Annotated in this window: 27 protein-coding genes; 11 read left to right on the forward strand and 16 right to left on the reverse strand. The window is 66.3% G+C overall.

Annotated features, from left to right (window positions below):
• Both ACTIAO_RS10555 and ACTIAO_RS10560 read right to left on the reverse strand, forming a co-directional pair.
• A partial coding sequence (locus ACTIAO_RS10555; protein WP_441906227.1) for a 5-oxoprolinase subunit B family protein occupies positions 1 to 652 on the reverse strand: 652 nt, incomplete at its 3' end.
• Positions 653 to 656: 4 nt separating this feature from the next.
• Positions 657 to 1,421: a LamB/YcsF family protein gene (locus ACTIAO_RS10560; RefSeq protein ID WP_441906228.1), complete on the reverse strand. Its 765-nt coding sequence runs from the start codon at positions 1,419 to 1,421 to the stop codon at positions 657 to 659.
• Between the two features lie 51 nt (positions 1,422 to 1,472).
• Here ACTIAO_RS10560 and ACTIAO_RS10565 point away from each other — a divergent pair, with 51 nt between their 5' ends.
• Positions 1,473 to 2,321, forward strand: a complete 849-nt coding sequence (locus ACTIAO_RS10565) for a VOC family protein (protein WP_441906229.1) — start codon at positions 1,473 to 1,475, stop codon at positions 2,319 to 2,321.
• A 127-nt stretch (positions 2,322 to 2,448) separates the two neighbouring features.
• Here the strand turns inward: ACTIAO_RS10565 and ACTIAO_RS10570 are convergent, their stop codons facing one another.
• From ACTIAO_RS10570 to ACTIAO_RS10590, 5 genes are read right to left on the reverse strand one after another with little or no spacing between them, the layout of a single operon-like run.
• Positions 2,449 to 3,444 (reverse strand): LacI family DNA-binding transcriptional regulator, encoded by a 996-nt coding sequence (locus ACTIAO_RS10570; protein WP_441906230.1) that lies wholly within the window; start codon positions 3,442 to 3,444, stop codon positions 2,449 to 2,451.
• A gap of 30 nt (positions 3,445 to 3,474) precedes the next feature.
• Positions 3,475 to 4,896, reverse strand: a complete 1,422-nt coding sequence (locus ACTIAO_RS10575; RefSeq protein ID WP_441906231.1) for a GH1 family beta-glucosidase — start codon at positions 4,894 to 4,896, stop codon at positions 3,475 to 3,477.
• Positions 4,897 to 4,901: 5 nt separating this feature from the next.
• The gene (locus tag ACTIAO_RS10580) at positions 4,902 to 5,795 is read right to left on the reverse strand and encodes a carbohydrate ABC transporter permease (RefSeq protein WP_441906232.1); all 894 of its coding nucleotides are present in this window, start codon (positions 5,793 to 5,795) and stop codon (positions 4,902 to 4,904) included.
• Positions 5,792 to 6,892, reverse strand: coding sequence for a carbohydrate ABC transporter permease (locus tag ACTIAO_RS10585; protein ID WP_441906233.1), 1,101 nt, complete (start codon positions 6,890 to 6,892; stop codon positions 5,792 to 5,794). Before ACTIAO_RS10585 ends, ACTIAO_RS10580 begins: the two co-directional genes overlap by 4 nt.
• On the reverse strand, positions 6,889 to 8,199 hold the full coding sequence (locus tag ACTIAO_RS10590; protein ID WP_441906234.1) for an ABC transporter substrate-binding protein: 1,311 nt from the start codon (positions 8,197 to 8,199) through the stop codon (positions 6,889 to 6,891). The genes ACTIAO_RS10585 and ACTIAO_RS10590 overlap by 4 nt, the downstream gene beginning before the upstream one ends.
• A 145-nt stretch (positions 8,200 to 8,344) precedes the next feature.
• Between ACTIAO_RS10590 and ACTIAO_RS10595 the strand changes: the two genes are divergently transcribed.
• The 3 genes from ACTIAO_RS10595 to purQ are packed head-to-tail and all read left to right on the forward strand — an operon-like array spanning position 8,345 to position 9,879.
• Positions 8,345 to 8,875, forward strand: coding sequence for an adenine phosphoribosyltransferase (locus ACTIAO_RS10595; protein ID WP_441906235.1), 531 nt, complete (start codon positions 8,345 to 8,347; stop codon positions 8,873 to 8,875).
• A 51-nt stretch (positions 8,876 to 8,926) separates the two neighbouring features.
• Positions 8,927 to 9,175: a phosphoribosylformylglycinamidine synthase subunit PurS gene (purS, locus tag ACTIAO_RS10600; RefSeq protein ID WP_441906236.1), complete on the forward strand. Its 249-nt coding sequence runs from the start codon at positions 8,927 to 8,929 to the stop codon at positions 9,173 to 9,175.
• Positions 9,172 to 9,879, forward strand: a complete 708-nt coding sequence (gene purQ / locus ACTIAO_RS10605; protein WP_441906237.1) for a phosphoribosylformylglycinamidine synthase subunit PurQ — start codon at positions 9,172 to 9,174, stop codon at positions 9,877 to 9,879. The genes purS and purQ overlap by 4 nt, the downstream gene beginning before the upstream one ends.
• A 22-nt stretch (positions 9,880 to 9,901) precedes the next feature.
• On the opposite strand, the gene ACTIAO_RS10610 is transcribed toward purQ, so the two are convergent.
• Complete coding sequence (locus ACTIAO_RS10610) at positions 9,902 to 10,333, reverse strand: DUF1761 domain-containing protein (protein WP_441906238.1); 432 nt, start codon at positions 10,331 to 10,333, stop codon at positions 9,902 to 9,904.
• 70 nt (positions 10,334 to 10,403) lie between these two features.
• Between ACTIAO_RS10610 and ACTIAO_RS10615 the strand changes: the two genes are divergently transcribed.
• The 4 genes from ACTIAO_RS10615 to nhaA all read left to right on the forward strand — a co-directional run bounded on the left by ACTIAO_RS10615 (position 10,404) and on the right by nhaA (position 15,459).
• Positions 10,404 to 11,330, forward strand: coding sequence for a 2-hydroxyacid dehydrogenase (locus ACTIAO_RS10615; protein WP_441906239.1), 927 nt, complete (start codon positions 10,404 to 10,406; stop codon positions 11,328 to 11,330).
• A 66-nt stretch (positions 11,331 to 11,396) separates the two neighbouring features.
• On the forward strand, positions 11,397 to 13,058 hold the full coding sequence (locus tag ACTIAO_RS10620) for a glycoside hydrolase family 13 protein (RefSeq protein WP_441906240.1): 1,662 nt from the start codon (positions 11,397 to 11,399) through the stop codon (positions 13,056 to 13,058).
• 9 nt (positions 13,059 to 13,067) lie between these two features.
• A complete protein-coding gene (locus ACTIAO_RS10625; protein ID WP_441906241.1) occupies positions 13,068 to 14,096 on the forward strand; it encodes a LacI family DNA-binding transcriptional regulator in 1,029 nt (342 codons plus the stop codon).
• A 76-nt stretch (positions 14,097 to 14,172) separates the two neighbouring features.
• A complete protein-coding gene (nhaA, locus tag ACTIAO_RS10630; protein WP_441906242.1) occupies positions 14,173 to 15,459 on the forward strand; it encodes a Na+/H+ antiporter NhaA in 1,287 nt (428 codons plus the stop codon).
• On the opposite strand, the gene ACTIAO_RS10635 is transcribed toward nhaA, so the two are convergent.
• The 3 genes from ACTIAO_RS10635 to ACTIAO_RS10645 all read right to left on the reverse strand — a co-directional run bounded on the left by ACTIAO_RS10635 (position 15,460) and on the right by ACTIAO_RS10645 (position 18,799).
• Positions 15,460 to 16,956 carry a SulP family inorganic anion transporter gene (locus ACTIAO_RS10635; RefSeq protein ID WP_441906243.1) on the reverse strand — a complete coding sequence of 499 codons (1,497 nt, stop codon included), beginning with the start codon at positions 16,954 to 16,956 and terminating at the stop codon, positions 15,460 to 15,462.
• A 79-nt stretch (positions 16,957 to 17,035) separates the two neighbouring features.
• Positions 17,036 to 18,076 (reverse strand): DUF4232 domain-containing protein, encoded by a 1,041-nt coding sequence (locus ACTIAO_RS10640; RefSeq protein WP_441906244.1) that lies wholly within the window; start codon positions 18,074 to 18,076, stop codon positions 17,036 to 17,038.
• Between the two features lie 189 nt (positions 18,077 to 18,265).
• Positions 18,266 to 18,799, reverse strand: a complete 534-nt coding sequence (locus tag ACTIAO_RS10645; RefSeq protein WP_441906245.1) for a GNAT family N-acetyltransferase — start codon at positions 18,797 to 18,799, stop codon at positions 18,266 to 18,268.
• Between the two features lie 84 nt (positions 18,800 to 18,883).
• Here ACTIAO_RS10645 and ACTIAO_RS10650 point away from each other — a divergent pair, with 84 nt between their 5' ends.
• The 3 genes from ACTIAO_RS10650 to ACTIAO_RS10660 all read left to right on the forward strand — a co-directional run bounded on the left by ACTIAO_RS10650 (position 18,884) and on the right by ACTIAO_RS10660 (position 20,277).
• Complete coding sequence (locus tag ACTIAO_RS10650) at positions 18,884 to 19,288, forward strand: RidA family protein (RefSeq protein ID WP_441906246.1); 405 nt, start codon at positions 18,884 to 18,886, stop codon at positions 19,286 to 19,288.
• Between the two features lie 44 nt (positions 19,289 to 19,332).
• The gene (locus ACTIAO_RS10655; RefSeq protein WP_441906247.1) at positions 19,333 to 19,638 is read left to right on the forward strand and encodes a nucleotidyltransferase family protein; all 306 of its coding nucleotides are present in this window, start codon (positions 19,333 to 19,335) and stop codon (positions 19,636 to 19,638) included.
• A gap of 138 nt (positions 19,639 to 19,776) precedes the next feature.
• Positions 19,777 to 20,277 (forward strand): hypothetical protein, encoded by a 501-nt coding sequence (locus ACTIAO_RS10660; protein WP_441906248.1) that lies wholly within the window; start codon positions 19,777 to 19,779, stop codon positions 20,275 to 20,277.
• A 43-nt stretch (positions 20,278 to 20,320) separates the two neighbouring features.
• Here the strand turns inward: ACTIAO_RS10660 and ACTIAO_RS10665 are convergent, their stop codons facing one another.
• The 5 genes from ACTIAO_RS10665 to ACTIAO_RS10685 form a co-directional block, all read right to left on the reverse strand.
• Positions 20,321 to 20,965, reverse strand: a complete 645-nt coding sequence (locus ACTIAO_RS10665; protein WP_441906249.1) for a hypothetical protein — start codon at positions 20,963 to 20,965, stop codon at positions 20,321 to 20,323.
• 207 nt (positions 20,966 to 21,172) lie between these two features.
• Entirely contained in the window at positions 21,173 to 21,442 is a 270-nt protein-coding gene (locus tag ACTIAO_RS10670) for a ribbon-helix-helix protein, CopG family (RefSeq protein ID WP_441906250.1), read from the reverse strand.
• A 247-nt stretch (positions 21,443 to 21,689) separates the two neighbouring features.
• Positions 21,690 to 23,933 (reverse strand): glycoside hydrolase family 3 N-terminal domain-containing protein, encoded by a 2,244-nt coding sequence (locus tag ACTIAO_RS10675; protein ID WP_441906251.1) that lies wholly within the window; start codon positions 23,931 to 23,933, stop codon positions 21,690 to 21,692.
• Positions 23,926 to 24,966, reverse strand: coding sequence for an ABC transporter permease (locus tag ACTIAO_RS10680; protein WP_441906252.1), 1,041 nt, complete (start codon positions 24,964 to 24,966; stop codon positions 23,926 to 23,928). The genes ACTIAO_RS10675 and ACTIAO_RS10680 overlap by 8 nt, the downstream gene beginning before the upstream one ends.
• Positions 24,967 to 24,969: 3 nt before the next feature.
• On the reverse strand, positions 24,970 to 25,209 hold a 240-nt coding region (locus ACTIAO_RS10685), incomplete at its 5' end, for an ABC transporter permease subunit (RefSeq protein WP_441906253.1).

Genomic DNA, 25,209 nt, shown 5'->3' on the forward strand with positions numbered 1-25,209 from the left:
CGCGTTTCGTCTCGCTCCCCTCGCTCAACGGCCCGCGAGAAGAACCCGCCTCCGCCGGCTCGAACGTCACTGCCGTTCCCGGCACCAGCAGTGCCGGCGGGTCGCGCGTGATGTCCCACATGACGGCATCCGTGCGGCCGATGAGCTGCCAGCCACCCGGACTCTCCCGCGGATACACACCGGTGAATCGTCCGGCAAGTGCGACCGATCCTGCCGGTACGCGCGTGCGCGGCGATGACCTGCGCGGTACGTCGAACAGCGGGTCGTCGCTGACGAGATATCCGAAACCGGGCGCGAAGCCCGAGAACGCCACCCGCCACCGCGCAGCGAGATGGCGCCGCACGAGCTCCTCGACCGAGACGCCAAGCACAGAGGCCGCCTCCGCAAGGTCCTCTCCGTCGTAGTGCACCGGGATCGTCGCCTCACGCAAGGGCGGCCGGTGCCCAGCATCCACCCGCTCAGCCGTCAGCGCCTCGGCGACTTCCGCGGCAGATGTCAGCGCCGGATCGAATCGCACGAGCACCGTGCGCGCGCCGGGCACCCGCTCGATGACGCCGGGCAGGTTCTCCCACGCGAGGTTCCAGCACATGGCCTCGTCGAGATCCGCGGCTTCGATCAGAAGCGCGCGATCGGATGCTGTGAGGATCCGCATGACGTCACCTCCGCACGAACGGGGTGATCGTGACTCCGGCATCCTGAAGCGCACGCTTCGTCTCGGCGGCCATCGCGACCGAGTCTGGGCTATCGCCGTGCACGCAGATCGACTGCGCATCGATGTGCACGTCGGTTCCATCGATCGCGCGGATCACCCCTTCCGAGGCAAGGCGAACCATCCGCTGGGCGACGATGACGGGGTCATGGAGCACGGCGCCGTCCTGGGCGCGCGAGACGAGCTGCCCGTCAGGCAGGTACGCGCGGTCGGCGAACGCCTCGGATGCCACGGCGAGCCCTGCCTGCTCCGCGATATCGAGCACCACTCCACCCGCGAGCCCCAGCAGCACCAGGCCCGGGTCGATCGCACGGACAGCCGCGACGACATCCGACGCTTTCTGCTCGTCTCGGGCGATCGTGTTGTACAGCGCGCCGTGCGGTTTGACGTACGAAACCGTCCCGCCGGCAGCCGAGGCGAGTCCGATCAGCGCACCGAGCTGGTACTCGACCTGCGCCTGCAGCGTCGCTGAGTCGATCTCGACGTCGAGTCGGCCGAAGTTCTCGTAGTCGCGATAGCTCGGGTGCGCACCGATGACGACACCGGCGCGTACGGCGGCGGCGAGCGTCGCACGGATCCCCTCGGGGCTGCCGGCATGGAAACCGCACGAGATGTTCGCGCTCGTGACGAGGTCCAACATCCTCACGTCATCGCTGACGATTCGATCCGGGACGTTCTCACCGAGATCCGAGTTGAGGTCGATGTTCGCCATGATCCAGACGATACTCGGAATAGATTCGCGAGGACGGGGGTTTCAACCGACATGAACAAAAAACTTGCCGCGGCAACAACAATGGGAGCTGTCACCCTGTTCGTCGCCGACCTCGACGCGATGACGGCCTTCTACCGCGACGTCATCACCCTGCAGGCGCTGAGCGCCGAAGGCGACTCGGTCGTCCTCGGCCGCGCAGGCACACCGATCGTCGTCCTCCAGCACTCCCCCTCGCTCAGCCACGCAGCCCAGGGCTCGGCGGGCCTGTTCCACACCGCCATCGTGTTCGAGTCGCAGGCGGCCCTGGCATCCGCTCTCGCGTCGGTCGCGCAGCGCGCACCGCAGACATTCACCGGGAGCGCCGACCACCTCGTCAGCCAGGCGTTCTACCTCACCGACCCCGAGGGCAACGGCATCGAGCTGTACTGGGATCGCGATCGCTCCGAGTGGTCGTGGACGCACGGGGAGGTCGAGATGGCAACCCTCTACCTCGACCCGAATACGTTCCTCCAGGAGCACCTCGGCGAGGAGCCGACCGACACGGCCCCCGCCCAGATCGGCCACGTGCACCTGTCTGTCGGCGATGTCGCCACGGCGCGCGATTTCTACGTGCAGCGCCTGGGCTTCGACGCGACAGCATCCCTCGGCGAGCAGGCGCTGTTCGTCAGCGCCGGCGGATACCACCACCACATGGCCATGAACGTCTGGAACTCTCGCGGTGCTGGCCCCCGGATGCCAGCCCTCGGCCTCGGCCAGGTCGATCTCGCGCTGCCGAACGCCGACGCTCTCGGCGAACTCGGCGAGCGGCTCACGCACTTCGGCACACAGGTCGCCGACGACGGGCGCACGCTCACCTTCAGCGACCCGTGGAACAACACGCTCAAAGCGCAGCTGGCCTAGCTGGCCTAGCCCGACAGCGCGCCCGATCTGCTGGGCCGGTCCCGATCAGCGGACCTTTTCCGCCGATTCGTCAGCAGATCGGGACAAGGTCAGCAGATCGGGACGGCCGCCACATGGGGTTCGCCCCTCACGCCGATGCGCGAACGATCAGTTCGGTCGACAGGATCGTGACGGGGGGCGGCTCTTCACCGCGCAGACGCGACAGGAGCACCGCGGCCATCGTCTCGCCCATCTCGTACATCGGCTGGCGCACCGTCGTCAGCTGAGGTTCCGCGCTGAGCGCCACCGGCGAATCGTCGAAGCCCACCACAGCGACATCTTCCGGAACTCGCAGGCCCTCGGCGAGCAACGCGGTCAGGGCGCCCCGCGCCATGAGGTCGCTGGCGACGAAGATCGCGTCCGGGCGCCCGTCGGCGAGCACCCGTCGGACGGCCTCTGCGCCACTGGTCTCGCTGTAGTCGCCCTCCACCTCCGCGAGCGGAGAGAGCCCGGCATCCGCCAGCGCTGCACGAAAGCCCTGTCGGCGATCGACGGAGGCGAGCATCGTCAGGGGCCCGGTGATCGTCGCGATCCGGGTGCGTCCGAGATCGATGAGATGCTGCGTCGCCATGCGCGCGGCCGCCGTGTTATCGACGTCGACGACGTACTCGCTCGGTCGCTGGTGCACGGGCCTGCCACCCCAGACGACGGGCACGGCATCCGCCATCCGCTCCACGAACGCGTCACTGCTGTGATGCGAGACGATCAGAGCACCGTCGACACCGCCATTGCGCACGAAACTCGTCATCTTGTCACCGGGGTCGTCGCTGGCGATCAGCAGATTCAGCAGGTAGTCCGAGCCGCCCAGCGCACCGGTGATGCCGGCGACGATTGACGCGAAGAACGGGTCGCGGAAGAAGCGCGTCGTGTCTTCAGGAACGATCAGCGCGATCGCGTTCGTCTGCCGCGAGGCCAGCGATCGCGCGGCGCGATTGGGTACGTAGTTGAGCTCGGCGATCGCCGACTGCACCGCCTGGAGCGCCTCCGGGCTGACGGAGGTCGAGCCATTGACCACGCGAGACACCGTGGACCGGGACACACCGGCAGCGGCGGCCACCTCTTCGATCGTCGCACGCGAGGGCACGGCTCTCCTTTCTGCCGCGTCTCCCGGCAGTCAGAGGGAGCGTGCGGCGATGATCCGAGCGTACTCGTGGCCGCTGTCTTTCACGGTGCGCTGCTGGGTGTCGTAGTCGACGCGGACGATGCCGAAGCGCTTGTCGTAGCCCCATGCCCACTCATAGTTGTCCATCAGCGACCAGTAGAAGAAGCCCCGGACGTCGACGCCGGCATCAGCGGCATCCAGCACGGCCGACAGGTGAGCGCGCACGAAGTCGGTGCGATCCGCGTCATGCACCTGGCCGTCGGCGGCGACGACATCATCGAAAGCCGCGCCGTTCTCGGTGACGTAGAGGGTCACACCGCGCTCGGCGGTGTACTCGTCGGACAGTCGGTGCAGCAGGCGGGTCAGGCCCTCGGGCTGAATCTCCCAGTTCTGCGCCGTGCGCGGCAGGCCGCGTTCAACGGCATGGATGCCGGCATCCGAGGGATACGGACTGCGGCGAGCGCGCTCGGTCGCCGGCCCTCCCGAGACGGGCGGGTGCTCGGGTGCCGTGCCCGAGAGCAGGTCCCCGTGGTAATAGTTGACGCCCTGCGTGTCGATGGGCTGCGAGATCGTCTCGAGGTCACCGCTGCGGATGGCCGACTCGAACTGCGCCACAGCATCCGCATCGACGGCACGGATGTCCTCGACAATGTCGGCGGGGTACTCGCCGCGGTAGATCGGGTCGAGGAACCAGCGGTTGAACTGGCCGTCCACTCGCCTGGCAGCATCCACATCTGCAGGGTTCTGCGGGTCGGCCGGGTCCGTGACCGTGTGATTGAGCGTGATGCCGAGATTCAGGCTCGCATCTCGTGAGCGCAGCTCGCGGATCGTCTCGCCGTGTGCGAGCAACTGGTGGTGGGCTGCGAGCAGCCCCTCCGCGATGCTCGTGTGCCCGGGGGCGTGTTCGCCACCCGTATAGGAGAGGAACGACGAGCACCACGGCTCGTTCAGCGTCGTCCAGACGTTCACGCGGTCGCCGAGCGCATCGTGCATGGTTCCGGCATAGTCGAGGAACCTGTCGACGACATCGCGATTCGTCCAGCCGCCGCGCTCCTGCAGCGCCTGCGGCATATCCCAGTGGTAGAGCGTCAACCAAGGCAGGATGCCGACACCGAGCAGCTCGTCGACGAGTCGCTTGTAGAAGTCGATGCCCTTCTCGTTGACGGCACCGCCGTCGGGGCGCACCCGTGACCACGAGGTCGAGAAGCGGTACGTCTGCAGGCCGAGGTCACGCATCAGCGCGACATCGTCCTGGTACCGGTGATAGTGGTCGCATGCCACATCGCCGTTGTCGCCACCGACGACTGCTCCGGGCAGACGGCTGAACTCGTCCCAGATCGAGGCGGTGCGCCCGTCTTCGAACGTCGCCCCCTCGATCTGGTACGCGGCGGTGGCCGCGCCGAAGAGGAAGTTCTCGGGGAAGGGCCTGGTCATAGAGGTCATCCTTTCACCGCGCCCGCCATGATGCCACTGACCAGCTGCTTGCCTGCCACCACGAAGAGGATGAGCAGGGGCAGGGTCGCGAGCACCGCACCGGTGAGCACGATCGAATAGTCGATGTAATAGCCCGACTGCAGCTGGCTGAGCGCCGTCTGCAAGGTCGGATTCTGCGGGGAGAGCACGATCAGCGGCCACAGGTAGTCGGTCCACGCCGTCATGAAGGTGAACAGTCCGAGGATCGCCATCGCCGGCCGCGCCGCGGGCAGCCCGACGGTGAGGAAAGTGCGGAACTGGTTCGCGCCATCCATGCGCGCGGCTTCGATGAGCTCGTCGGGGATGACGTCGACGAGGTACTGGCGCATGAAGAACACGCCGAACGCGGTCACCAGCGTCGGCACGATGACCGCGCCGATCGAGCCGGTCCAGCCGAGTTCGCGCATCACCATGAACAGCGGGATGATGCCCAGCTGGGTCGGAATCGCCATCGTCGCGATGACGAAGATCATGAGCCCGTCTCGTCCCTTGAAGCGCAGCTTCGCGAAGGCGTAGCCGGCGAGGGTCGAGAAGGTCACGACCGAGAGGGTTATGACCGCCGAGATCACGAACGAGTTGCCCAGCGCGAGCCAGAACGGAATGGCGTCGAGCACCTTGGCCGCGTTGGCGAAGAAGTTTCCGCCCGGGATCATCGGGAGGGTCTCGCCGCGGGTGGAGTTCGTGCCGCTGGCGACCACGACAGACCACCACAGCGGATACACACTGCCGATGATGAAGGCGGCGAGCAGCCCATAGGTGAGCAAGCCGGGCCGGCTCCCGACGCCCGCGGTGCCGCCTGTGCCTGCACCCCGACGACGACGGATCTTCTCCGGCACGCTAAGTGCCTGCGTCGCGGTCATCGCTGTGCTCCTGACTTCTGGGCCGTGCTCTTACGAGCGCGGCGCCGGGCCGCACGGTTCGGGGGTGCATCACCGGTAGAGATCCGCCGGGTGAGCAGGAAGTTGATCACTCCGATTCCGACGATGAGCAGGAACAGCAGGATCGCGACGGCGGATGCTTCACCGAGGTTCCGGCGGAAGAACGCCATCTCCCACAGGAACAGCACCGTGGTCTGGAACTGCCGGTCGCTGCCGCCAATGCCGCCGGCGGTGGACACATCGAACAGCCGCGGTTCGGCGAAGACCTGCAGCCCGCCGATCGTCGCGGTGATGATCACGAAGATGAGGGTCGGGCGGATGGTCGGGATCGTGATCGAGAAGAAGCGGCGGATGGGGCCTGCACCGTCGATCGCGGCGGACTCGTAGAGGTCGCGCGGCACCGCCTGCATCGCGGCGAGCAGGATGAGCGCGTTGTACCCGGTCCACCGGAAGTTGACCATCGTCGCGATCGCGATGTGCGAGAGGAACGTGTTGTGCTTCCACTCCTGATCGACGATGCCGATGAGGTTCAGCAGGTTGTTGGCGAGGCCATCGGCCTCGTTGAAGATGCTGGAGAAGATGATCGCCACGGCGACCGGGGTGACGACGAACGGGATGAGGATGCTCATCCGCCAGAACGTCGGCGCACGAAGCCCCCGGTCAAGGAGATAGGCGACGACGAGTGCTACGGCGAGCTGCGGGATGGCCGAGAGCAGGAAGATGCTCAGGGTGTTGAAGATCGAGTTCCAGAACATCGAGTCGCCGAGGATCTCGACGAAGTTGCCGACCCCGACGAAGTCGCCCTGACCCTTGAGAAGATCCCAGTCGAACACCGCCACATACACGGTGTAGAGAAGCGGGAAAAGCCCCACCAGTCCGAAGACCAGGAAGAACGGCGAGATGTAGAAGTACGGCGAGGACTTCTGATCGAACCGGGAGACGCGGTGGCGCCACGAGGGACGAGCGCCGTGCGGATCGCGGGGGCGACGCGCGGGACGTGATGCTTCGACAGGCTCAGCATCCGAGCTTTCGGTCACGGAGATCTTCGGCTCGGTCACCGAGCCTGTCGAAGTGATCATCCGACGAGCTCGTTCAGAAGGTCGTTGGCCTGCTTCCACGCACCGGCGGTGTCGGTTTCGCCGCGGTCGAGCGAGTTGAGCGCCGGTCCGAAGACGTTCTCCTGAATGACCGAGTCATCCGCGCCCTTGAACTGCGCGACGACGCCCTTTGCACGCTCGGCGAGGATCGCGCCGGTGGGTGCATCGTTGAACAGCGGGTTCGGAGTCGCGGCAGCTGCCAGCTCCTCCTGGGCCTTGATCGTCGACGGGAAGTTGCCGGCGGCCGCGGACTGCTTGACCTGCTGCTCGGGCTGCGTCAGCCAGTCGGCGAGAGCCGCGGCTGCTTCCTTGTGCTCAGACGTCTCGGGCACCGCGAGGAATGCGCCGCCCCAGTTGGCAGCTCCTCCGGGGAACACATCGGCGAAGTCCCAACCGGTCGATGCGTCGCCGCCGCCGGCTTCGAGCTGGCCGGCGATCGTGCCCAGCATCCATCCGGGGCAGACGAAGGTCGCGAAGGTGCCGTCGACGAACGACTTTCCGCCGTTCCAGTCCCATGCGGCCTGCGCGGCCGACTGGCCGCCCTCGGTCGCAGCTCCCAGAAGCTCGAAGCGCTCCTTGAGTTCCGCGTTGCCCTCGACGTTCAGCTCACCGTCAGCGGTGTAGTAGCCCTCGTCGAGCTGGTTGACCATCGAGTTCCAGACGAAGCCGGAGTGGTCATACCAGGCCTTACCGGTCTTGTCGGTGTACTCCTGACCGACCGCGAAGAAGTTCTCCCAGTCGCCGTCGAGCAGCGTGGCAACCGACTCGCGGTCGCTCGGGAGACCTGCGGCCTCGAGTGCCGGACCGTTGTAGCAGATGCCGCTGGGGCCGATGTCAGTTCCGTAGCCGATCACGCGGCCCTCGGCGTCGGTGCCCTGCGCGTACTTCCAGTCGACCCAGTCATCCTTGCGATCCTCGATGCCGTAATCGCGCAGGTCGACGAAGGTGTCGGAGACGTCCATGATGGCGCCGAGCCAGCCCTCTTCGATGGCGACGATGTCGCTGAGGCCGGAGCCTGCGGCGATCTTGGTGAAGGCGTCGGTACGGGCGTTTCCGCCGGTGTCGATGTTGGATGCCTCGATGGTGATGTTCGGGTGCTCGTCCTCGTACTGCTTGTAGAGGTCTTCGTAGCCGAAGGTGCCGAACGTGGTGACGGTGAGAGTGATCTTCTCGTCGTCACCGGCTCCTGCGTCGCTGTCGCCGGACGAGGCGCAGCCGGCGAGGGCAAGGGCAGAGATGGACGCGACGGCAGCTGTTGCCAGCATCCGTCGACGGATGGGTGTGTTCACGGTTCACTCCTTTGTGCGGGTGGGGTTCACTGCTTGGCTCATCGAACATGGGAGCGCTCCCACGGCCGACGAGTAACGATATGGGAGCGCTCCCACGGTTGTCAAGCGTCGCGGACCGTCGTTACAGGACGGGTACCCTTGAGCGGTGCCCTCCCGCGACCAGTCACCCGCCCTCGCCCGCGCCGAATCGCTGATCCGCAGCATCCCGGACTATCCGGAGCCCGGCGTCCTGTTCCGCGACATCACGCCGCTGCTGGCCGACCGCGACGCGCTGCGCGCCACCACCGAGGCGCTCATCGAGCCCTTCGCCGGCACGTTCGACTACGTCGCCGGCATCGAAGCACGCGGATTCCTGATCGCGGGAACCGCCGCGATCGCGGCAGATGTCGGCCTGATCCCGATCCGCAAGGCGGGCAAGCTGCCCCGGCCCGCGGCATCCGTGGACTACTCGCTGGAGTACGGCAACGCCACGATCGAGATGCACGACGACCTGCCGACCGGATCCCGCGTGCTGCTGATCGACGACGTCCTCGCCACAGGCGGCACGCTGGCCGCGGGACGTCAGTTGATCGAGCGCCTGGGCTCGCACGTCGTCGGCATCGCGGTGCTCTTCGAGATCGACGGGCTCGGCGGACGCGAAGCGATCGGCGATCTGCACACCGTGTTCCATTCCTGAGCGCCCAGTAGACTGGGCGTGCCCGCCTTCCCGCGACTTCCGGAGCCATTCATGCCCACCATCGTTGTCGACGTCATGCCCAAGTCTGAACTGCTCGACCCGCAGGGGAAGGCCGTCTCCGGCGCATTCGCGCGCCTCGGGGTGAGTGACTTCAGCGACGTCCGCATCGGCAAGCGCTTCGAGCTCACCGTCGACGGCGAGGTCACCGATGCGGTCCTCGCCGAGGCGAAGAAGATCGCCGAGGACGTGCTCTCCAACTCCGTGATCGAGGACGTCGTCGGCATCGAGGTCATCCAGTGACCGTACGCATCGGCGTCATCACATGGCCGGGATCGCTCGACGATCGCGACGCACAGCGCGCCGTTCGGCTCGCCGGCGGCGAGGCCGTCGCCCTCTGGCACGGCTCGCACGATCTCGAGGGCGTCGACGCTCTCGTCCTGCCCGGCGGGTTCAGCTACGGCGACTACCTGCGCTCCGGTGCGATCGCCGCGCTCTCGCCGATCATGGCCGAGGTGAAGGATGCTGCCGGACGGGGCATGCCGGTGCTCGGCATCTGCAACGGCTTCCAGATGCTTGTTGAGGCGCACCTGCTGCCCGGCGGGCTGATCCGCAACGACCACCAGCACTTCGTGCGGCGCGACCAGAAGCTCACGGTCGAGAACTCCGACACCGCGTGGACGAATGAATTCCGCCGCGGCCAGGAGACCGTCATCCCGCTGAAGAACGGCGAGGGCGGCTACGTCGCCTCTGAGGAGACGCTGGATCGACTCGAGGGCGAGGGCCTCGTGGCTTTCCGCTATGCGGGCGTGAACCCGAACGGGTCGCTGCGCGACATCGCCGGAGTCACTAACGAGGCCGGGAACGTCGTGGGGCTCATGCCGCACCCCGAGCATGCCACCGAGGCCGGCTTCGGACCGGACACGGCTGACGCCATGCGGTCGGGCATCGACGGGTTGGGCTTCTTCACGAGCGCGATCGCCGCCGTCGCCCGCGTCGCCGCGTAGGTCAGGTCCCAGCCTCGACCTCTCAGACGGTGCCGGCAGGAGGCCAGACGCCGATGATCACCGCCATGACGAGAACCGTGACCAACTCGTGAGCGATGTTCAGCGTCGTGAGCGCCGTCGGGCGCCCTTCGAAGGCGTCGTGCGTGATGAACCGTGCGGCGGTGAACCCGGCCCACAGCAGGATCGCCGTCACAATCGCTCCGCTGAAAAAAGACCCGCCGTAGAAGTGCCAGGCGATGGCGGATGCTCCCGCGAGCACCCATGCCGTGATGAAGCTGACGATGACCGTGGTGATGATCGGCCACACCGCACTGCGTGCCGAGCCGGACAGATCGACGTTCGCGAGCCGCGCCCAGCGCGTGCCGAACACCTTCGGCGCGTACCAGAGCGTGCCGATGACCATGGTCGAGAGCGTCGCGAGCAGCACGGCCCAGTAGTTGATCTCAGGAATCATGACGTCTCCTCCGGTGGGGTTGAGGCCGAGCGTACTCCGGGGCGGGGAACACAGTCGATAGGCTCGGGGTGTGAGCCTCTTCGTCACCGTTCCCACCGCACGACTCGCCGAGAACATCGGCGCGCTGCCCGACGACGTCGAGCTCGAGGTCTGGGACCTGCAATCTCCTGCGCCGCGTGAGCGCATCGACCTGGTCGTGCCGCCGTACATGGGCGGCGGGGCATTTCTCGATGCCCTGGAGGGCGTCGACGTCGGTCTCGTCCAGAGCCAGTCCATCGGCTACGACGGCGTTGCCGACCGCTTGCCGGAAGGCATCCCGTTCGCGAACGCCGCGAGCGTCCACGAGACGTCCACGGCGGAGATCGCGCTCGCACTGACGCTGGCCGCGCAGCGGCAGCTCCCCCGCTTCGTCCTCGCTCAGCAGGATGGCCAGTGGTCCCCGGTATTCGCCGACAGCCTTGCCGATCGCAAAGTTCTTCTGGTGGGCTTCGGCGGGGTCGGCGAGGCGATTGCGATGCGCTTGGAGCCCTTCGAGATCGACCTCACCGTCGTCGCTCGCACGGCCCGGCCGGTATGGCACGAGCGGCTGGGGCGCGTGCAGGTGCACGCGATCGATGAGCTCCCCGCGCTGCTCGAAGACGCGGAGATCGTCATCCTCGCCCTCCCCGGCGGCGCGGCGACGCATCACCTGTTCAACGACGAGATGCTCGGCCGCATGGCGGACGGCGCACTCCTGGTGAATGTCGGTCGCGGCACCCTCATCGATACCGATGCGCTCGTACGCCAGCAGGGCCGTATCCGCGCGGCGCTCGATGTTCTCGACCCGGAGCCGTTGCCGGCGGAGCATCCGCTCTGGAAGACGCCCGGGGTCCTCATCTCACCGCACGTCGGCGGCGCATCGACCGCGATGAACCCGCGGATCGCGCGCCTGATCCGCAAGCAGGTCGAGCGGATGCTGCGCGGCGAAGCCCCCGCGAACATCGTGCTCGGCGGCTGACGCGACGCCGAACCGTTTCTATCGGCGATCTAGCGGGTCTGCAAGCGTTTACAGTATGCTGTCCCCATGACAGAGCTTGAGCAGTTCGCCGCGCCCGGTTCCGAGTGGTGGCGCAGCGCCGTGATCTACCAGATCTACCCGCGTTCCTTCGCTGACGTCTCCGGAGACGGCATCGGAGATCTGCCGGGCGTGACGAGCCGACTGGAGGCGCTGAAGAGCCTCGGCATCGACGCGATCTGGCTGAGCCCGTTCATGACGAGTCCGCAGAAGGATGCCGGATACGACGTCGCCGACTACCGCGACGTCGACCCGCTGTTCGGCACGCTCGCCGACTTCGACACGATGCTCGCCGGCGCTCATGACCGCGGCATCCGCGTCATCGTCGACCTCGTCCCGAACCACTCCAGCGACCAGCATGTCTGGTTCCAGCAGGCGCTGAAGGCGGCGCCGGGCAGCCCCGAGCGCGCCCGCTACATCTTCCGCGACGGCAAGGGCGAGAACGGCGAGCTTCCCCCGAACAACTGGGAGAGCGTCTTCGGTGGCGGTCAGTGGACCCGCATCACCGAGCCCGACGGCACGCTCGGGCAGTGGTACCTGCACATCTTCGACCCCTCGCAGCCGGACTTCGACTGGACGAACGAAGAAGTGCGCGAGGAGTTCCGTGGCGTGCTGCGGTTCTGGCTCGACCGTGGCGTCGACGGATTCCGGGTAGATGTCGCCCACGGCATGATCAAGGCCGATGGACTTCCCGACTACACCCCTCCGACCGAATCGGACTCGATGGGCGGCGGCGAGGACGACGTGCCGTACTGGGGTCAGGACGGCGTGCACGACATATACCGCGATTGGCATGAGGTGCTCGCCGAGTACGACGGCGACCGCGCGCTGTGCGGCGAGGCCTGGCTGCCGACGCTGCAGAAGACCGCTCTGTGGGTGCGCCCGGACGAGATGCACCAGACGTTCAACTTCCCGTACATGATGACCGAGTGGGACGCCACGAAGATCCGCGACGTCATCCGTGAGTCGCTTGATGAGTTCGGCAAGGTCGGCGCTCCCAGCACCTGGGTGCTCTCGAACCACGACGTCATCCGTCACGCTTCACGCCTGGCGCTCACCGCCGACAGCCCGCAGGGCGACGGCATCGGACCGCTCTCGGCCGGCAAGCCCGACGAGGCGACGGGCCTGGCTCGCGCTCGCGCGGCGACCACGGTGATGCTCGCTCTCCCCGGCTCCTCCTACCTGTACCAGGGCGAGGAGCTGGGGCTTCCCGAGGCCATGGATATCCCCGACGCGTTCCGCCAGGACCCGACCTGGTTCCGCACGAACGGTGAGCGCTACGGTCGCGACGGATGCCGCGTGCCGATCCCATGGGAGGCGGATGCTCCGGCATACGGCTTCAACACCACCGGCGACGCGTGGCTGCCGCAGCCCGATGAGTGGGCTCGATTCGCTCGCGACGTCGAGGCTCCCGATGCCGCGTCCACGCTCAACCTGTACAAGGAGCTGCTGCGCCTGCGCCGCGAGCGCGGGCTCGGCACCGGCTCGCTGGTGTGGGAAGACCGGGGAGAAGCGGCCATCGCCTTCCGCCGCGGTGACCTGCATGTCGTGGCCAACCTCGGCGCGGAGCCCCTCGACCTCGGTGACGACGTGACGTTCGTCGTGCAGAGCCAGCCGTTCGACGGCACCGCTGTGCCGACAGATCACGCCGCCTGGTACACGAAGGGCTGATACTGCCGCATGGTCAGCATCGATGAGGTCGCGCGCAAGGCCGGACTTTCCACAGCCACGGTCTCGCGCGCCCTCAGCGGTCGCGGCTATGTGTCCGCGGCATCTCGAGCGAAGGTGCAGTTGGCCGCGCAGGAGCTCGGCTACGTCGTCTCCTCGCGGGCATCGAGCCTGGCATCGGGGCGCACGAGGAACATCGGTGTGGTCGTGCCGTTCCTCGATCGCTGGTTCTTCAGTATGGTGCTCTCCGGAGTCTCCAGCGCGCTGATGCGCCGCGGCTACGACATCACGCTCTACAACATCACCGCCGACGCGGACGCGCGAAAAGACGTGTTCGAGACGGCGCTGCGCCGACAGCGCGTGGATGCCGTGATCGCGGTATCGATCGAGCTCGACGAGCAGGAGACCGGGCAGTTGATCGCGCTCGGGCTGCCGGTGATCGCAATCGGCGGTCCAAACCCGGGCCTGGACACGCTCACGGTCGATGACGGCGCGCTCGCGCAGCTTGCGACCGAGCACCTGCTGAGCCTCGGCCATACCGAGATCGCACACATCGGTGCGAACCCCGAGTTCGACATCGACTTCCACATTCCCACCCACCGCCGGCTCGGTTTCGAGAAGGCGTTGGCGGATGCTGGGATCACCCCGAATCCGGCATATCTGGAGCCAGCCGACTTCACCGTCGAGGGCGGGTACCGTGCTGCGAAGCAGCTGCTCGGGCGGCCAGGGGCGCGCCCGACGGCGGTGTTCGCAGCATCCGATGAAATGGCGATCGGCGCGGTGCTCGCGGCGCGCGATCTCGGCTACCGGGTGCCCGAAGACCTCTCCGTCGTCGGCATCGACGGGCACGAGCTCGGCGAGTTCTTCCGTCTCACGACGGTCGACCAATTCCCGCTCGCGCAGGGCGAGAGGGCGGCAGAGGCCGTGCTCGCGAAGCTCGAGGCCACGGCGGAGTCAACCGCGCACGCCGCACTGCCGTTCGAACTCATCGTGCGAGGAACCACCGCACGACTCAGCGGGCGTGCAAACCGCGGCACCTGAGCCGTTCGGATAGGCTAGTCCGCGGAGAGTCGGGAAGCCTGGTCGACGTCATCGCCGTCGACCCGAAAGCCGCTTCATGTCACCCAAGCCCCGTTTCTCCCGCGTACGCAGCATCTTCCCCTCGGCATCCCGAGAAGAGTCGATCCGCGTCACCGAGATCCTGCGCAAGGAGACGGTCGGCGGCATACTTCTGGTCACCTTCGCAGCCATCGCGCTGATCTGGGCCAACTCGCCCTGGGCTGATTCGTACTTCGCGATCCGCGACTTCGAGATCGGCTACGAACCGTGGCATCTGAAGCTTTCGCTGGGCGCGTGGGCTGCCGACGGCCTGCTGGCGATCTTCTTCTTCCTCGTCGGACTCGAGCTCAAACGCGAGTTCGTCGCCGGCGATCTCCGAAAGCCCAGCACTGCGATCGTGCCGATCGTCGCCGCTGTGGGAGGCGTCGCCGTCCCCGCGCTTCTCTACGTGTCAGTTGTGGGCACCACTACAAGTGAGGCCCACGGCTGGGCGATCCCGACGGCGACCGACATCGCATTCGCGGTCGCCGTTCTCGCGCTCATCGGATCGCATCTGCCCAGCGCTCTGCGGATCTTCCTGCTGACTCTCGCTGTCGTGGACGACCTCATCGCGATCGGGATCATCGCCATCTTCTACACCGAGTCCATCGAGCTCGTGCCGCTGCTGCTCGCGCTCGTGGCGATCGCTGTCTACGGTGCGATCGCACAGCGCTTCCGGCAGCTCTTCCATGTTCGTCCTGGTGCTGCCTGGCTGATCCTGCTGCCCATCGGATTCGCCGCGTGGGCCCTGATGCACGCCTCGGGGATCCACGCCACTATCGCCGGCGTACTGCTCGGGTTCACGATCCCTGTGCTGCACAAGAAGGCCGATCGATCCGCGGACGCCGGGCCGGGCCTCGCCGAGCTCTTCGAGCATCGATTCCGGCCGCTTTCCGCAGGCTTCGCCGTTCCGGTGTTCGCGTTCTTCTCCGCAGGCGTCGCGATCGGCGGCGTCGATGGATTCGCCTCAGCGCTCACAGATCCGGTGCTGATCGGGATCGTCCTAGGCCTCGTGGTCGGCAAGCCCATCGGCATCACAGTAGCGACCTGGCTCATCACCAGGATCCGCCGCATCAACCTGGATCCGTCCCTGCGCTGGATCGACATCGCGGGCGTCGGCATCCTCGCCGGCATCGGATTCACCGTCTCTCTGCTCGTGGCCGAGCTGAGCTTCGCCGCGGGTAGCCCGCACTACGACCACAGCAAGGTCGCGATCCTCACCGCGTCTGTCGTAGCTGCCGCCGCGGCGTCCATCCTGCTCGGCATTCGGAATCGCCGCTACCGGCGGCTCGTTGCCATGCCGTGATCAGGCGGGCGGGAACCCGCCGCTGAGCCGCCCGTGGAACAGTCCGCTCGCATCGTTCAGCCCCACGAGCTCCACACGCTTGCCGTGTGCGACGTACTTCGTCTGGATCGCGTCCAGCGCCGCCACCGTCGACGCGTCCCAGATGTGCGAGCGCGACAGATCGATGACGACGCGCTCCGGGTCATCTGCGTACTCGAACTGGGTGGTGAGGTCGTTGCTCGAGGCGAAGAACAGCTCACCGTCGACGACGTAGTGCGCAGCATCCGCTGTCACCGTCCTCGTGACGGTCGCGAAGTGCGCGACGCGGCGCACGAAAAGAATGGATGCCACGAGCACACCGGCGACGACGCCGATGGCGAGGTTCGAGGTGATCACGACGAGCACGACGGTTGAGAGCATGACGATCGTCTCGCTCTTCGGCATCCGCCTGAGGGTCGACGGTCGGATGCTGTGCCAGTCGAATGTCGCCACGCACACCATGATCATCACGGCGACGAGGGCTGCCATCGGGATGATGGCGACGATGTCGCCGAGGGTGACGACGAGCACGAGCAGGAAAACGCCCGCGAAGAATGTTGAGATCCGGGTGCGGGCGCCGGAGACCTTCACGTTCATCATCGTCTGCCCGATCATCGCGCAGCCGCCCATGCCGCCGAAGAAACCGGAGATCATGTTCGCGACGCCCTGCCCCCAGGCCTCGCGCGTCTTGCGCGAGTGGGTGTCGGTAATCTCGTCGACGAGCTTCGCCGTCATGAGCGATTCGAGCAGGCCGACCAGCGCCATCCCGAGTGAGAACGGTGCGATGATCGCGAGAGTCTCCCAGGTGAGCGGAACGTTCGGGACGAAGAGCTCGGGAAGACTCCGGGGCAGTTCGCCCTCGTCGCCGACCGTGGGAACGTTGAGCGCAAAAATCACCACGACCGCGGTGACGAGGACGATCGAGACCAGCGGCCCGGGGATCACCTTGGTGATGCGCGGCATCAGCACCATGATCAGGATGCCGCCGGCGACCAGTGGATACACCAGCCAGGGCACGTCGATCAGATGCGGGAGCTGCGCGATGAAGACGAGGATCGCGAGGGCGTTGACGAAGCCCACCATGACACTGCGCGGAATGAAGCGCATGAGCTTCGCGACCCCGAGCACGGCAAGCAAGACCTGGAAGATCCCCGCGAGGATGACCGTCGCGATGAAGTAATCCATCCCGTGCTCGCGCATCACCGGAGCGATCACCAGGGCAACCGCACCCGTGGCCGCACTGATCATCGCAGGACGGCCACCGACGAAGGCGATCGAGACGGCCATCACGAATGCGGAGAAGAGCCCGACCTTCGGGTCGACCCCGGCAATGATCGAGAACGCGATCGCCTCAGGGATCAGCGCGAGACCGACGACGAGGCCTGCGAGGACTTCGCGGGTCAGTAGCCTCGGCGACTTCAGCGCGTCGAGCACAGACGGGTTCGGCCGGTAGCGGGAACGCTCGTCGACGGTTGTCATGCAGACTCCAGGGTTGGCGGCCCGGGAAGGGCCAGATCAACTGTAGTGCGGGAGGGGGTCGCCTCGATGGCAGGAGTCATCAGCCCCCTGGCGGAGTGGCTGCCTGCCAAGCGGTCACATGCACGATCGCGCCCGGGACGATGTCCAACGAGATCTCCCAGGTGGACCGTTCCTCTCCCGGGAGCACCGCGACCCACAGACTGCGGGCCGCAAGCTGCCCGTGCACCGAGTTCGCATCCCACCCCATCACCGCCGAAGCCGACTCCCCCGGCTGGAGAGTGATCGGCGACGCGCCTGGGTCCTCCGCCATGAATGAACGGCCATGCTCGATCGTCACGTCAAGAAGATGCCCGTTCTGGTCTCCGTACGCGACGTCCGGATACCCGTCGACGACGCACGGCTCCTCCGAGACATTCACGAGCGACAGCGCCTGCCCTCGATGTCCGGTCGCGGCATCCGGCGCCGGTGCCAGGATCGTCGTATCCGCCGACGTGCACGCGCCTTCGGTCGAGCTCTCTTCGGAGGGCGCCGACGTCGGCACCGGTTCACCCGGTGCGGACGGATCCGGGGCAGCTGCTCCTTCCGGATCTGCCTGCACCTGTGCCGCCGCCTGATCCTCGCGCAGTTGCTCCTGCGTCGCGTTGTGGCCGGCGACGGCCGCGAACGGAAGAGCTATCAGCGCGACGGCGGCCAAGAGGGAGATGACCACAGTCGGCGCCGGCGCACCGGAGCGGCGGCGCGAAGGCATCGAATCGGAGTCCGGCAGCCGTCCCGACCGTACCCACACGAGCGCTGGAATCCACCCCACAAGCACCGCCCACAAGGTCGTCAAAGACGCAGCACCCATGGTTCCAGCGGCGCCACGGATGCCGAAGTCCCCGACCCACGAGACGAAATTCCCCAGATCCAGGACAGCACCGATGGCGAAGGCGATCAGAACGGCGGCGAGCCATCCGGCGGCGAAGGCAGCGCGCGCCGTCGAGAATGCGGAGGCAAGCACGGCGAACCCGGCGACGAGCGCGACCGCCATCAGTATCTGCACGATCGTCGCCCACAAGACCGGGCTTCCGAAGACCCCGCGGCTCATGGGGGAGGGAACCAGCTGAGCCAGAGTCGCCATGCTCCCGCCGGCCGAGTACAGAAAGAACGGTACCCACCCGCAGAGAAACCACAGGACAGCGAGTACGCCTCCGCTGATCAGACCACGCCGCATCGCACTCCCTCGGTCCGCATCGCACACACGCGGATTCGTCGAGCCTACCGCCGTGGTCTTCGCCCCGGCTGCCGAGGTTTCGCCTTCACAGGGAGTTCAGCCGGCTGGGGCCGGGGACCACATACGGTCAGCAAACGCGAGCCGCGTCGTGCCGTCCGACGAGTCGACGCCTTCGCCCACGAAGTGAAGACCAGCGGCTCGGGCGGTTGCGTGCGATTGCACGTTGATCGAGTCGATCCATGCAACGACGGCGAGATCAGGATCCGCCGTGTTCGCCGCTTCAATGCCGGCACGGGCGAGTTCGACGCCGAACCCTTGGCGCTGAAAGTCAGGCACGATCCGGTAGTTGAGATTCCACACTCCGCTGCGGTGACGCTGCGCACCGCCAGAGCCGACGACGACATCTGGCGACTCCGCAAGGACAGCGACCCAGTAGCTCAGAGCATCCTGCTTCCATCGTCTTCCAGCTCTGGCCGCATAAGCCTCAGTCGATGATGGATCGCGGTGTCTGCTGTCCGGCGCGTACCACCAGACGGAGTCATCGTTGAACAGCGGGAAAAGTCGTTGACCATCGCCCGCGCCCATCGGTTGGAGCAGCAGACGCTCCGTACGCATCAACCCGGTCGGCACCTCCCCAGAGTACGGCGTGACCACCCGTTCTGAGTCTGCGAATATCGGTAGCGTTGGACTGTCTCGATCAGTGAAAGGTACAACGTGCCCAGCGCAGTAACCCTGATACGTTCATCCTCGCTTGCCGTGGCTCCGTACGCGTACGCCGCCACGGCTCCAGCGGAGGCACGATTGATCTTTCTCGCCGGCTCGTGCCCTCTGAATGACGATGGGTCTACAGCCGGAGTCGGAGACGTCGCAGCTCAGGCCGCAAAGTGCGTTGAGAACATGACCGTCGCCCTCGCAGAGGCCGGCGCTGACATCAACGACGTCATCACCACCCGCGTTCTCGTTGCGTCAGCACGGCGAGCTGACCTCGTCACAGCGTGGGACGTCGTGCGCGAAACGTTCACTGATCACGACGTGCCGAGCACACTCCTGGGAGTCACCGTTCTCGGATATGCCGATCAACTCGTAGAGATCGAAGCGATCGCCGCTGTTCACGACTGAGCAGATGCCTGGCCGCGTGGCATCCCATCTGCGAGACTGGATGCATGGAAACCGCCAGGCTCCTCGACATCGACGCGATCCATCGCGCCTGCGAGCGGTACGGCGTGGAACGGCTCCGTGTCTTCGGGTCGGCACTCACTGACCGCTTCGATCCGGAGACGAGCGATATCGATTTTCTCGTCGATTTCCAGCCCGAGCGGGAGAATCTGTTCGACGACTACTTCGACCTGAAGTTCGAGCTAGAACGGATTGTCGGTCGAGAAATTGACCTCATCATGGAGCGCTCGGTGTCGAACCCGTTCTTCAAAGCGTCGGTCCTCAGGAGCGCGCAGGACATCTATGCAGCCTGAGTCAGGGGCGCCCCTCTGGGATGCGGCCGAGGCCGCCAGGTTCGTCCACGAAGTCGTTGGGCTCAACTGTTGGGGAAACACGCAGCCATAGCACGCACAGTTGTCCTTCTGAGAGCCCCGATTGCTGCTGCCGCGACCATGCTCCTCGCGTTCGGTCTTACCGGCTGTTCCGGCCTGTACGTGGCAGCGGGAGAGTCGCAGCGTCGAGCGCTGGAAGGTATCGCGGTGAGTGCGGACTACATCGGCGCATCGTTTGATGAGGTTGTGGCGACGGATCCCAGCGTCCAGATGTCGCCAGACGCCCTTGCCTCGGTTGCAGCGCATGTGCTTGTTGAGCCAGACGCCCAAACGACGGCCGAGCTGCGGCGCGGCACCACTATCTATGAACTCGATAACGAACCGGATTCGGTCAGCATCTCGGTGTTCGTGGCGACAAGCGCAACTACTGGCGGGGGATTGACGCAGGAATCCAATGCGCTCTACGCCTGCGGCTCGTTCACGGCAGATCGAGCTAGTGGTAAAACTGGGCTCGCCGATCTGCCATGCCCCGACTGGTTGAAGGCGTGGAACGGCGACTCAGCGAAGGAGACGTCCATGCTCGCTGCTGTGGAGAAAGATGGCGGTTCGGGCGCGTGGTGACGAAGCATGGTCCTGAGTGCTGATCGACGCTTTTCCGGGTTGGTCATGCGAACGTGCTCAGCGCACGCCGGTAGCTGTCGCTGTTCTCACGCGTTGCGGAGGTCATGAGCAGGGCATTCTCGCCGACTCTGCGCGTGAATTCGCCTGCGCAGGGGATGCTCACGATTTTCGTAAGGCCTGCTCGCCATGCCGGGATCAGCGCGGCCAGATCGCGCCGCTCGGGCTGGTCCTCCAATCGCGTCGGCAGAGTCGACAGGTGAGCATCCATGCCGCGTTGCGACCAGATGCTGTGCGAGTCGTCGTCGAATGCACCGTCTCCGAAGGTGTCGCGCCAGTTGGGTCCGACTATTCGGTGGAGGAGATCGGCGCGTTCGATCGACCCGTCCGCGGTGGTGTGCAGCTGATCGAACAGTCGTGGGTCATTGTCCTGACCCGCGTGCGCCAGGGCGGCATGCCAGATGCTGGGCCATGCAGCCTCCCACTCGTCGCGAGTCTTGGCGGTGACCGCGAGACCTTGAATGGTCACAGGCGTATCCAGCAGCACCGGAGGGAGGTCATCACCGTGAGGCTTGAGTTCATGTGCTTCCCGGACCCAGAGCACCTCCAGGAGGCTGTTCGGCCTGTCCTCAATGGTGATCGACATGTCGTGCGGCCACGGGTTGCCCGGCATCGGTTCGCTGGATCTCATAGTCCGACCATCCTTGCCGTCTCCGTTGCTCGAGGCAACGGTCGCTTCGCCCCGAGCGCAACCGATCAACGGGACCCTTCGGTGCCGTCAGATCTGGTCGAGGTACTGAGCGCGGGCCGTGAGTTCAAGACGTGAGCGGCGGCATAAAGAACTGCTACATCATCGAGCCGGTCGCGCTCGTAGTGCTTCCGGGCTGATTGGTGCAGTTCAGGCAACGTGCGCCCATTCACGCACTGCGGCGCGGATTGCTTCTGAGCGTGTAGTGATTCCTTCAGCCTCAGCGCGAGCCTCCAATGCCGCGACAGTCGCGGCGTCCAACCGCACCGGAACGACCGCACCAGGTCCGTCGCCCACAGGCGGGCGTCCCCGGCGCGGTTTGGGAAGTTTCGAGAGGTCATAACCAGCTTCGGCCTCATCAGCCCATGCCGGAATCTGCTCGTCAGTTGCGGGCTTTCCGTGAATCAGTCGTTCACTCATGTTCTTAACGTATACGAAAATGGATGATTGTGTATACGAAGGCTGAACATCCGGCGAGCTGAATTGGCTACAGCGCTTTCGACTCGTCGCTCAAGCCATTTCGTCTCGCTGGCGCTCGCTCAATGACCCGCGGAGAGAGAGCATTCGGCCGGCGGGAGTGGGCTCGACCCTTCGACAGGCTCAGGGACCGACGGGTGGGGGCTCAGGGATCACTGGGGTGAGCGAGCGGAGCGAGACGAAGCCGACGTCAGGAGACGGTGAAGGGGGCGGAGAGCAGTACGTCCTCGCGGGACGAAGGACCCACCAGCAGTGCGAACTCCCCGGATTCCACGACGCGATTGCCCGCGGCATCCACGATCGTGCATTCGGTGACGGGCAGATCGAGACGCACACGCGCGCTCTCCCCCGCCGCAAGCGACACCTGCCGGAACGTCTTGAGCTCACGATCCGCCCAGCTCACGCTCGTGACGGCATCCCGCACGTAGACCTGCACCGTCTCGATCGTCGGGCGATCGCCGGTGTTCGTGACCGTCACGTACGCCGCGATGGTGTCGGATGCCACGAGCTCGGGCTGCTCGAGAGTCAGATCGTCGTACGCGACGGTCGTGTACGACCGTCCCTCCCCGAATGCCCATGCTGGTGACTGAGTGAGGTCGGCATAGCGGTCGCCGTGCTGGCCGCGGATCTGGTTGTAGTAGGTCGGCTGCTGGCCGGCATGCCGGGCGAACGAGATCGGCAAGCGGCCTGTCGGCTCGATAGCTCCGGTGATCAGCTCGGCGATCGCTCGTCCGCCCTGCATGCCCGGGTTCGCAACCCACAGCACAGCCGCGGCCCTCGAAACGGATGCCGGCAGTACCAGCGGCTTCGATGCCATCAGCACGACGACCACAGGCGTGCCGGTCTCGACGAGTGCATCCAGCAGCGCGATCTGACCGCCGAGCAGTTCAAGCGTCGCCGTCGATCGTCCCTCGCCGTAGAGTCCTCGTGCGTCGCCGACGACGGCGATGACGGCATCCGCTCCCTCGGCAAGAGCGACCGCCTCGGCAATCTGCACCTCGTCTGCCGGAATCGATCTCACGACGGGCGGCCTCGGCTGCCCATCCGGCCAGGTGGCACCGGCGGGATCGGGCTCGAGCGCGATGATGTCCGCGCCGCGAGCGTGCACGACCTCCCACGGGGCGATCTCGCGCAGCCCGTCGAGCACGGTCGTGATCATCTCGCGCGGCTGTCCGTCGAGCCAGCCCGCCTGGCCGGAACCGCCCGCCCAGTCACCGAGCTGCTCCTGATCGTCGTCGGCGAGCGGGCCGACGACCGCGATGCGCTTCGTCTCGGCGGGCGCAAGCGGAAGCAGCCCGTCGTTCTCCAGCAGCACGAGCGAGCGCCGGGCCACCTCGAGGTTGAGCTCGGCGTGCGCATCCGCACCGACAACCGTGTCGAGATCGGCGCGCGGGGTGCGCGGGTTCTCGAACAGCCCCAGCTCGAACTTCAGCGTCAGGATCCGTGCGACGGCAGCATCGAAGGCATCCTCCGTCAGCATCCCGGAAGCGACAGCATCCAACGCCCCCTCGAAGAAGGTCGGCGTCGTCATGATCATGTCGTTACCGGCCTTCACGGCGGCGGCCGCGGCATGCGTGATGTCGGGCTGCACGCGCTGCTCCCAGATCATCCGGCCGACGTTGTCCCAGTCGGTGATGAGTGTGCCGGTGTAGCCCCACTCGCCGCGCAGCACATCGCTGAGCAGCCACTCGTTGAGCGTGATCGGCACGCCGTCGGTGGTCTGGTAGCCGAGCATGAACGAGCGGCATCCCTCGCGGGCGACGCGCTCGAACGGCGGCAGGAACCAGGAGATGAGCTTGCGGCGCGAGATGTCGGCCTCGCTGGCATCCCGTCCGCCTTGCGTCTCGGAGTATCCGGCGAAGTGCTTCGCCGTTGCGAGGATCGCGGTCGGGTCATCGAGGCCATCGCCCTGGTAGCCGCGCACCATCGCGCTCGCGAACTCGCCGATGAGGTGCGGGTCCTCGCCGAACGTCTCGTTCACCCGGCCCCAGCGCAGGTCGCGGGCGATGCAGAGGACCGGCGAGAACGTCCAGTGGATGCCGGTGGCCGATACCTCGACGGCGGTCGCACGTGCCACGCGCTCGACGAGCGCGGCATCCCAGGATGCTGCCATGCCCAGCTGTGTCGGATAGATCGTCGCGCCGGGCCAGAACGAGTGACCGTGGACGCAGTCCTCGCCGACGATCAGCGGAATCTGCAGGCGCGTGCGCAGGGTGAGCTCGCGCGCTGCGACGATGCGCTCCGGCGAAGTGTGCAGAATCGATCCGGCGTTCCGACGCAACACGTGGTCGTCGAGATCGTCACGCGCGTCGAGCTGCAGCATCTGACCGACCTTCTCCTCGAGCGTCATCCGCCCGAGGAGGTCGGCGACGCGCTCGGAGATCGAGAGGGCGGGATCGCGGTACGGGTGGGTGGCAGCGAGCGTTTCAGTCATTTCCAGAGTTCTTCAGGTCGGTGCGAACGGCGGTCACGGCGTCATTGACGTCGAGGCCCTTCTTCTTCATGGCGCGGGCGCGTTCTCCGGCGGAGCGCAGGCGCGGGTTGACGTACTCGTCGATGCCGAAGTTGATCAGCGACAGTGCGACGCCGATCGCGGCGATGCAGAGCCCCGGAGGCATGTACCACCACCACTGGTTCTGGCCGAAGGCGCCCTGGGCGGATGCCCAGTTCAGGATCGTGCCCCAGTTGTAGGTGGTCACCGGGATCACGCCGATGTACGACAGCGTGGTGAGCCCGAGGATGGCGGCGGTCACCGTGCCGACGAAGCTCGCGGCGATGAGTGCCATGAGGTTCGGCAGCATCTCGACCGTGATGATCCGGCTCAGCGGTTCGCCGTTCGCGCGGGCCGCCTGGATGAAATCGCGGTTGCGCAGCGACATCGTCTGCGCACGCAGCACCCGCGCACCCCACGCCCACCCCGTGATACCGAGCACCGCGGCGATGATCACCAGCGGCGGATCCTCGAACATCGAGGCGACGATGATGATCAGTGGGAGCCCCGGGATCACGAGGAACACATTGGTCAGCGCCGAGAGCGCCTCGCTCTTCCAGCCCGACAAGTATCCGGCGATCACACCGACCGTGATGGCGATGAGCGTCGCGATGATCGCGGCGAGGAAGCCGACGACGATCACACCGCGGGTGCCGTAGATCACCTGGCTCAGCACGTCTTCGCCGATGTGCGTCGTGCCGAGCCAGTGTGCCGCGGACGGCGGCTGCAGGCGTGCAGCGTTGTTCACCTTGGTCGGCGAGTACGGCGCGATCAGGTCGGCGAAGATCGCGACAAGCACGAAGAAGCCGAGGATCGCAAGACCCGTGATCGACTTGCCGTTGCGGAACATCGCGAAGGCGCCCACGACCTTGGACCAGAAGCTCTGCTCAGGGCGATGGCCGCCCTGCGGGCTCGTGCGCAGCAGCAGCGTCTCGGGGGTACCGGCGCTCTTGCGCGGCGAGGATGTCGTCGTCATGGCTCAGGCCTCCGTCTGACGCGTGCGCGGATCGAGGAATGCATAGGCGAGGTCGGCGAGGATGTTCGCGACCAGCACCGACAGTGTGATAACGAGGAAGACGCCCTGCATGAGCGCGTAGTCCTTGGCGTTGGTCGCATCCAACAGCAGCTTGCCGACACCGGGATAGCTGAACACCATCTCCATGACGATCGTGCCGCCGACGATGAAGCCGATCGACAGCGCGAAGCTCTGGATCTGCGG

Origin of the sequence: Microbacterium sp. (assembly GCF_052099035.1) — a bacterium.
In the GTDB taxonomy this organism is placed as follows: domain Bacteria; phylum Actinomycetota; class Actinomycetes; order Actinomycetales; family Microbacteriaceae; genus Microbacterium.